General features: G+C 68.5%; 7 protein-coding genes and 2 pseudogenes. 5 read left to right on the forward strand and 4 right to left on the reverse strand.

Annotation, left to right across the window (positions count from 1 at the left end; translation table 11 throughout):
* The 4 genes and pseudogenes from MZTS_RS23655 to MZTS_RS23665 all read left to right on the forward strand — a co-directional run.
* A pseudogene (locus MZTS_RS23655) lies at positions 1–265 on the forward strand (L,D-transpeptidase family protein); the annotation flags it as partial.
* A 178-nt stretch (positions 266–443) separates the two neighbouring features.
* Positions 444–1349 (forward strand): MBL fold metallo-hydrolase, encoded by a 906-nt coding sequence (locus MZTS_RS23660; protein ID WP_192285704.1) that lies wholly within the window; start codon positions 444–446, stop codon positions 1347–1349.
* 267 nt (positions 1350–1616) lie between these two features.
* The gene (locus MZTS_RS25545) at positions 1617–1751 is read left to right on the forward strand and encodes a hypothetical protein (protein ID WP_281397090.1); all 135 of its coding nucleotides are present in this window, start codon (positions 1617–1619) and stop codon (positions 1749–1751) included.
* A 3-nt stretch (positions 1752–1754) separates the two neighbouring features.
* A complete protein-coding gene (locus tag MZTS_RS23665) occupies positions 1755–2117 on the forward strand; it encodes a DUF6883 domain-containing protein (RefSeq protein ID WP_192285706.1) in 363 nt (120 codons plus the stop codon).
* Between the two features lie 35 nt (positions 2118–2152).
* Here MZTS_RS23665 and MZTS_RS23670 read toward each other — a convergent pair whose 3' ends face one another.
* The 4 genes from MZTS_RS23670 to MZTS_RS23685 all read right to left on the reverse strand — a co-directional run bounded on the left by MZTS_RS23670 (position 2153) and on the right by MZTS_RS23685 (position 6748).
* On the reverse strand, positions 2153–3643 hold the full coding sequence (locus MZTS_RS23670; protein WP_192285708.1) for an amino acid permease: 1491 nt from the start codon (positions 3641–3643) through the stop codon (positions 2153–2155).
* A 166-nt stretch (positions 3644–3809) separates the two neighbouring features.
* Entirely contained in the window at positions 3810–4529 is a 720-nt protein-coding gene (locus MZTS_RS23675) for a TenA family protein (protein ID WP_378741851.1), read from the reverse strand.
* Positions 4530–4554: 25 nt separating this feature from the next.
* Positions 4555–5244, reverse strand: coding sequence for a response regulator transcription factor (locus MZTS_RS23680; protein ID WP_192285710.1), 690 nt, complete (start codon positions 5242–5244; stop codon positions 4555–4557).
* Between the two features lie 10 nt (positions 5245–5254).
* Entirely contained in the window at positions 5255–6748 is a 1494-nt protein-coding gene (locus tag MZTS_RS23685) for an ATP-binding protein (RefSeq protein WP_192285714.1), read from the reverse strand.
* 485 nt (positions 6749–7233) lie between these two features.
* Between MZTS_RS23685 and MZTS_RS23690 the strand changes: the two are divergent.
* Positions 7234–7638 (forward strand): annotated as a pseudogene (locus MZTS_RS23690) (hypothetical protein); the annotation flags it as partial.

A 7638-nucleotide genomic window follows, 5' to 3' on the forward strand; every position in this document is an offset into this window, starting at 1 on the left:
GCCCCCGCCCCCTCCGCCCGTGCCGGAGGCGGTCTGGACCGCGTGGATCGGACCTTGGAACGGCACCGGCAGCCCCTCGCTCGGCCGCCGCATCGCGGAGTTCGTGCCGTCCTCCGAGACCGCATCGGTGCGTCTTCGCGAGCCGCTGACGACGCGCTATGCGCAGAGCTGGCCCAGCCTCGCGCGCGCCGCGATCGAGGATCGGCTTCCCCCGCCGGAGGGCGACGCTCCACAACCCTTGATTGAGAAGGTGGCGCAGCGCTGATCCGGAACGGCTCAAAACGGCGTGTGCGGGCACGCACACAAACCCGCATGGCGGCCCCCCATCTCAGCGCGGTACACTCCGTGCCCGAAGAGGGGCCGAAGATCCGTCGCGGATGCACGCGGCGACACTGCCTTCATCCGAGAAAGCCCGGTCGGACACCGGGCATTGGTGCCGATCCATGACCCTGCCATATCCAGCCAAGGACGATGCCCTCGTCCTTCGTTTCTGGGGCGTCCGCGGCTCAACGCCGGTCAGCGGCCCCGAGACGGCCGAGTTCGGCGGCAACACGCCTTGCCTGGAGATCCGTTGCGGGGACCGCCTGTTCGTGATCGATGCCGGCTCGGGCCTCGGTGCCTTCGGGCGCGGCTGCCGCGAGTCCCTTCCCCAGGACATCGACCTCCTGTTCAGCCACCTCCATCTCGACCACACGGCCGGCCTGCCCTTCTTCAAGCCGGTGGTGATGGATTGTGCTCACACGATCCACACCTATTGCGGGAATCTCGACGGCGCGAGCGCCGAGGATGCCCTCGACCGGCTGTTCTCGCCGCCGCTCTTCCCCGTGACCCTGGACGTGCTGCCCTGCACCTTCAAGCATCATGGCTTCCGGGCCGGCGAATCCCTGACCTTCGCCGACGGCATCCAGGTCGACACCATCCTGCTCGACCATCCGCAGGGCTCGACCGGCTACCGCTTCGACCATGGCGGCAAGCGGCTCTGCGTCATCAGCGATATCGAGCACGGCGCCAACTGGCCCGATCCCGAGCTGTGCCGCTTCGTGGAGGGAGCCGACCTCCTCGTCTATGACGGCATGTTCACCGAGGGGGAGTATCCCTGCTGCAAGGGCTGGGGCCACTCCACCTGGCAGAAGGGCGTCGAGCTGGCCAAGGGCGCTGGCGCCAAGGCGCTCGCCATCATCCACCTGCACCCCTCCCATTCCGACGCGCAGCTGCGCAAGGTCGAGGCCGAGATGCAGGCGGTGATGCCGACCGCCTTCATCGCCCGCGAGCGCCAATCGATCGAGGTCGGCCGCCCCCTCGTCGGCCTCTCCGAGCCGCCGGTGATCGCCCTGGCCCGCCGGGCCTGAAGCTCAGCGGACTCTCCCGGTCGCTCCCGTCATCCAGTTCGGGTCGAATTTGCGACCGGCCGTGATCGGCGTCTCCTCACTCGACCGGCTTTGGCTGCATGAGTTCAATCCTCATGCGCTTTGCAAATGGGCACGGCACGTCCTAACCTTCCGCCCCTGACGAGGTCGATCCGACTTGCAGGGCAGGCACGGGGACATGCTGCGGTACGTGGTACCCTCAGCACGGTCGCTCTCCGCACCGCTCAGAAGTCCTGGGACGGTGAGCTTGTGCCGGCCGGCGCCTCCGGCACGATCGTCGAGGTTTTAAAGGGCGGCGAAGCTGACGTGGTGGATGTCGCGAAGCCGTTCGATGCCATCGTCACCGTCAAGGCTCCCGAGCTGGAAGATGCCGATGGCAGGTGACGCTTGCTAGGCGAGGATCATCCTCTCTGCCTGCGCACTGTGCCTGTCGAGAAAATCACAGAATCCCTTTTGGGCCGGAAAACGCCGAAAGCTTACAGCCGGTATAAATTCTTTGCCGCCTACGGCTTTCATCCCGACGATCCGCAACGTCTCGTCGATGCCATCCATCGACATCCTGACACCGGCCTCGTCCATCCCTTGCCCGCCGACGAGTACGGACAGCGTTGGAATGTCGTCGGTCCGATCATCACACCGGACGGCCGCAATCCCGTGATCCGAACGGGCTGGATCGAGGACACGCCGGCTCCGCCGCGCTTCGTCACCGCGATCCCGAAAGCCGAACAGTCGAGGTCCTGTCCGGCATAAGCCGGACAGGACGGCCTCCACGCTTTCCCGCCGGCCTACACGGCCGTCGTGGCGTTCGCCCCCTCCTCGCGGCCCACACGGCTGTGCTTGCGGCTCCATACGAAGTAGATCACCAGGCCGATCGCCAGCCAGATCACCAGCCGCAGCCAGGTCTCGCCGTCGAGCGAGAGCATCATCGCCAGGCAGAACAGCGCGCCGAGGATCGGCACGAACGGCACCAGCGGCGTGCGGTAGGCCCGCGGCGCGTCAGGCTGGGTCCGGCGCAGGATGATGACGCCGAAGCAGACCAGGATGAACGCCAGCAGCGTGCCGATGCTGGTCATGTGGCCGAGCTGGGAGATCGGCAGGAAGCCGCCGAGCGCGCTCGTGAACACCATGAAGAACAGGTTCGAACGGTAGGGCGTCTTCCATTTCGGATGGACCGCCGAGAAGAAGGCCGGGAGCAGCCGGTCCTGCGACATGCTGTAGAAGACCCGGCTCTGGCCGAGCAGCAGCACCAGGATCACGGTCGAAAAGCCGCAGATCACGCCGAAGGTGACGAGGCCCTTGAGCCAGGGATAGGGCGTGGCGGCGATGGCGGTGTTCACCGGCGCCGCATCGCCGCGCATGGCCTCGTAATGGACGAGGCCGGTCAGCACGCCGGCGAAGGCGATGTAGAGCGCCGTGCAGATCGCCAGCGAGCCGAGGATGCCGATCATCATGTTGCGCTGGGGGTTCTTGGCCTCCTGCGCCGCCGTCGAGACCGCGTCGAAGCCGACATAGGCGAAGAACACCACGCCGGCCGCGCGCATCACGCCGCTCCAGCCGTATTCACCGAAGGTGCCGGTATTGGCCGGCAGGAAGGGGTCGTAGTTCTGGGCCTTCACGTAGAACAGGCCGACGCCGATCACGGTGAAGACCACCGCCAACTTGACCAGCACCACCGCGCCGTTGACCCGGGCCGATTCCCGGATGCCGATGATGAGCAGGGTCGAGGCCGCCACGACGATCAGGATCGCCGGCACGTTGACGAGGCCGTGCGCCACCGTGCCGTCGGCGAGCTGGTAGGTCTCGAAGGGTGAATGCACCAGCGAACCGGGCAGGTTGATGCCGAGGGTGTCGCGCAGGAAGCGGGTGACGTAGCGCGACCAGCTCACCGAAACCGTGGCGGCACCGACCGCGTATTCGAGCACCAGATCCCAGCCGATGATCCAGGCGACGAATTCACCCATGGTGGCGTAGGTGTAGGTATAGGCCGAGCCCGCCACCGGGATCATGCCGGCCAGCTCGCTGTAGCACATGCCGGCCAGCGCGCAGCCGATGGCCGCGATGGCGAAGGACAGCGTCACCGCCGGTCCCGCATGCTCGGCGGCGGCGATGCCGGTGAGCGAGAACAGCCCGGCGCCGATCACCGCACCGATGCCGAGCCCGACCAGACTCCAGGGGCCGAGATGGCGCTCCAGCTTGTTCTCGCCGGCTTCCGCATCGGCATTGAGCCGTTCCAGCGTTTTGATCCGGAAGAGATCGCTGCCCAAGCCTGCCGCCATGTCGTTTCAACCCCCCATTTCCGGCTGCCGCACGTCGCGTGAAGCGTTCGAAATATTGTCTCGAAGACAGATCAATCGCGAAACCGTCGCAGGCGCAACGGCTCGTCTCAACATCGCCGTGCAAGGACGCGGCCAGGATGGAAAGCCGCGGAGGGAAACGTAGCCGTCAGAGCGGCCAGACCCGGTCCCGATAGGCCCCGTCCCAGAACAGGTATTCGAGGCGGGTGGCATGGGCATAGGCGGCCTGCATGCGCTCACGGAGGGCGGGCGAGGCCTCCAAAGCCGCCTCGTCGGTGGCGGCGATCATCGCAGCCACCGCCTCGCCGAATTCCTCGCCGGCATAGGTGTCGATCCAGGCGCGATAGGGATTGTCCACCGCCGCGCGGGAGAAAATGTCGCGGCCGACCTCGGCATAGATCCAGAAACAGGGCAGCAGCGCGCCGAGCACCACCTCGTAGGGCTCGGCATAGGCGCTGGCCATCAGCCACGCGACGTAGTGGTCGCAAGCCGGGGAGAGGGGCGTGGCGGCGAAGCTAGCGGCGTCGATGCCGTAATCCCGGAAGAACCCGCCATGCAGCGCCCGCTCGACCACGATGGCGGTCTCGGCCCCGCGGGCGAATTGCACGATCCGGTCGGGATGCGGCGCCTTGGCGGCGGCCAGGGCCAGGGCCCGGCCGAAGCCGATCAGGTAATGCGCATCCTGCACGATGTAGCGGCGGAAGCGCTCCGGGCTCAGCGAGCCGTCGGCGAGCTCCGCGTTGAAGGGCATGGCGCGGATCGTCTCGTAGGCCGCGTGGTTTCTCGCCCACGCCTCCTGCGAGAACTCGGCTTGCTGCGAGAGCGCGGGTTGCCGCGAGACGCGGTCGGCGGACAGGTCTTCGGCCAGGAATGCCCCTCCCTCGTTCATGCGCTCAGCCCTGCCGCTGCGCCTGGGTGACCGCGACGTGGATCAGTTCCGCCAGGGTGCGCACCTTGAGCTTCTGGCGCATCTGCGAGCAGGCATTGGTCACGGTCTTGTAGCTCACCGACAGATCGGCGGCGATGGTGCCGTAGGATTTGCCCTGGGCGAGCCGGGCGAGGATCTGCTGCTCGCGTGGGGTGAGCTGCGTCTCCGGGGTGCGGCGCGGGTCGGCGCGCAGCATGGCGACCTCGGTGGCCAGCCGCCGGTCGAGATACACCTCGCCCGCCCGCACCCGGTCGAAGGCCTGGAACAGCTCGTTCGAGGCGTGATCCTTCAGCACGTAGCCGAGCGCTCCGGCTTCCAGGGCCCGCGAGACGATGACGGGATCGTTGTGCATCGAGAACACGAGCACGCGGGTCTCGGGCTCGATCGCCCGCATACGCCGGATCAGGGCGAGGCCGGCCAGCCCGCTGCCCTGGAAGGTGAGGTCGCAGATCACCACCGGCGGGCGCAGGCGGTGGAAGGCGCGGTAGCCGGAGACGACGCCGGTGGCCTCCACCACGGTCTCGATCCCCGCATCCTCCAGCACCCGGCGGCATCCCTGCAGCACGATGGGATGGTCGTCGATGACCAGAACGGGGGAGGCGGCGCCCTTGCTCGATGCCGCTTTCGTCATCGGATTACTGACCGGCGCGTTCATCGTACACGCTTCACTTGGGTTGCGGCGCGGCGGAGGCGGGCGGATCCTCGCCCTCGCCGCGCTCTGGATCGATGGGGATGGTGATCCGGACGACGGTTCCGTCGGAGCCGTTGTCGAGGGAGGCCCGGCCGAGGCTGAACTGGCCGCCGAGAGCCTCGACGCGCTCGCGCATCCCCGACAGGCCGAGGCCGACCCGGTGACCCGGCGCGATACCGCTGCCGTCATCCTCGACGCTCACCTGCAGGGCAATCATGCCGGCGGCGTCGGTCTCCTCCGTCGCCCGGGCCCGGACATGGCTGGCGCCGCCGTGGCGGACGGCGTTGGTGCTGCTCTCCTGGATGCAGCGGAACACGGTCAGGTCGACGATGTCGCCGTAGCCGCGGGCGAGCCCTTCGAAATCGCCCTCGAAGGTCGTGTCGGGATGGCGCCGGCCGAAATCGCGCAGCAGCAGATTCAGGCAATCGGTGAGCGGAACCTCGCCGAGGGCGTGGGGACGCAGGCGGTTGAGGAGGTCGCGGTTCAGGCTCTGGACCTGGGCGACGATGCTGCCGATATCGCCGGCCCGCGTCGCGAGCCGGACCCGGTCGATCTCGCCGGCACCCGCGGCGAGCCGCGTCACCGAGGCGGCGTTCGCCTCCAGGGCGAACAGGCAGGGGCCGAACTCGTCGTGCAGTTCGAGGGCGATGCGGGCGCGCTCGTCGTCTTGGGCGGTCAGCAGCTGCCGGTTGAGCCGGCCATTGGCGGCCCTTGCCTCAGCCAGCGCCCCGGCCACGCGGTTGAAGCGCGCGGCGATCACCGCCAGCTCGCGGGAGGCGGGCGGATCGAGATGGGCGGTGTAGTCGTGGCGCTCCAGCCGGGTCAGACCCTCGGCGAGCCGGCCGAGCGGCCGCAGGATGCGGCCCAAGGCGAGGATGAGTGCGGCCAGAACCGCGAGATTCAGGATCAGGCTCGCCAGGGCGAGGGTGCGTGCGTAATCCCAGACCTCCTCGATCTCGTCGAGGGGTTCGGTGGTGATCGCGGCGGTGCCGATGCGCTCCCCGCGCACGGCAATCGGCAGATCGTGCTGGTGCGGCTCCGGCGCGATCAGGCTGACGAACCAGCCGGGAGCGTCGCGGTCCTGCCGGCCCCGGTCGGACGGACCGAAGCCGACGCGCTGCCCCTCCGCGTCGAGGATGGTCACGCGGACATGGCGCAGGCTCTGGAAGCGCAGATCCAGGCTGTGCAGCACGCTCTCCGGGCTCGGGCTGCGCAGGGAGCGGATCGTGTCGGCCACCAGCGGCTCGACCGTGGCGAGACTCGCTGCCATCTCGACCTGCACGGCGTTGCGGGCAATGAGCACGATCAGGCCGCAAGAGACGAAGGCGGCGACGCAATCGATGGCAAGCACGGTGAGGATCAGGCGCGTCCGTGTCGGCAGGCCGGCCCAGAAGGACACGGGCTGCCGCTCGGCGCCGGCAGGCGGCAGCGCCTCCCGAAGCGTCGGATCGGCGGCGGGTCGCGTCATGGCGAAGGTCACGGCGGGTGTCACGGACGGTTGCGTCGCGGCGGGAATGGTCACGGGCCCTCGCGACCGGTCAGGCCATCACCCGCCGACGCCGCCGCGGGCACACCGGACCCGGGATCATTCGGCAAGCGGGCATCGGATAAAAGTCTCGAATTCCTGCACTTTCAGCACGCCCGGCACCGTGGCCGATCCCTCGGCGAAAGTCCATGCCGACGCCGCGTCGGGGGGTCGCGCGGCACACTGATGTTTTTCTTATGATCGCTGGCCCGTGGGGACGCGCGATTCGGGTAACCTACACGCTCCGTTAAACCGGAGGCCTTAAAGCTCGCCCGGTCAGAACTGGCCCAGGCAAGACTTGCCTGAGACGGGAGCGACTCGGCAACGGTCGGACGTCGCCGGACTTCACCGCGATTCGTGTGGACGGCGGAGGCTCGAATTCTGTTCGGACCCACCGGACATCTTGCCGCCGCATTGCCGAGGCTGTGTTGTTGCAGGGCTACACCACGCAAGAGGCCGACCGCATGTCGGTGGCGATCCACCCCTCCGAGACCCGCCGCGCCAAGGGCAGGGCGCGGGCTCGGCTCCGGCTTCCCCTCCTTGCCAGCGTCGCGGGCGGAAGCGTGGCCGTCGCCGCCTTCGCCGCCGCGGCCTTCTCGTTCTTCTCCGGCCTCGCCGATCCGCGGACCAAGCCCGTGCGGATCGCTCCCGTCGCCTCGCAATGGCCCGACCTGAAGGACGGGGTTCCCGCGCTCGCCCCTGAGGAGTCGCAACCGGCGTTGCGCCGGGCGAGCCTGCCCGTCCCCGAACCGGTCTCCGCACCGGCCGCACCCCCGGCCCCGGTTACGATCCAGGCCAAGGCACCGGAACCCGCTCCGGCCCCGGCCTCGACG

Source organism: Methylorubrum zatmanii (assembly GCF_014845115.1).
GTDB lineage: Bacteria > Pseudomonadota > Alphaproteobacteria > Rhizobiales > Beijerinckiaceae > Methylobacterium > Methylobacterium zatmanii.

Bases quoted from the DNA above. Each gene is read 5' to 3' on its own strand.
- MZTS_RS23660 (WP_192285704.1), top strand. From the start codon at position 444: ATGACCCTGCCATATCCAGCCAAGGACGATGCCCTCGTCCTTCGTTTC.
- MZTS_RS23670 (WP_192285708.1), bottom strand. From the start codon at position 3,643: ATGGCGGCAGGCTTGGGCAGCGATCTCTTCCGGATCAAAACGCTGGAA.
- MZTS_RS23680 (WP_192285710.1), bottom strand. From the start codon at position 5,244: ATGAACGCGCCGGTCAGTAATCCGATGACGAAAGCGGCATCGAGCAAG.
- MZTS_RS23685 (WP_192285714.1), bottom strand. From the start codon at position 6,748: ATGACGCGACCCGCCGCCGATCCGACGCTTCGGGAGGCGCTGCCGCCT.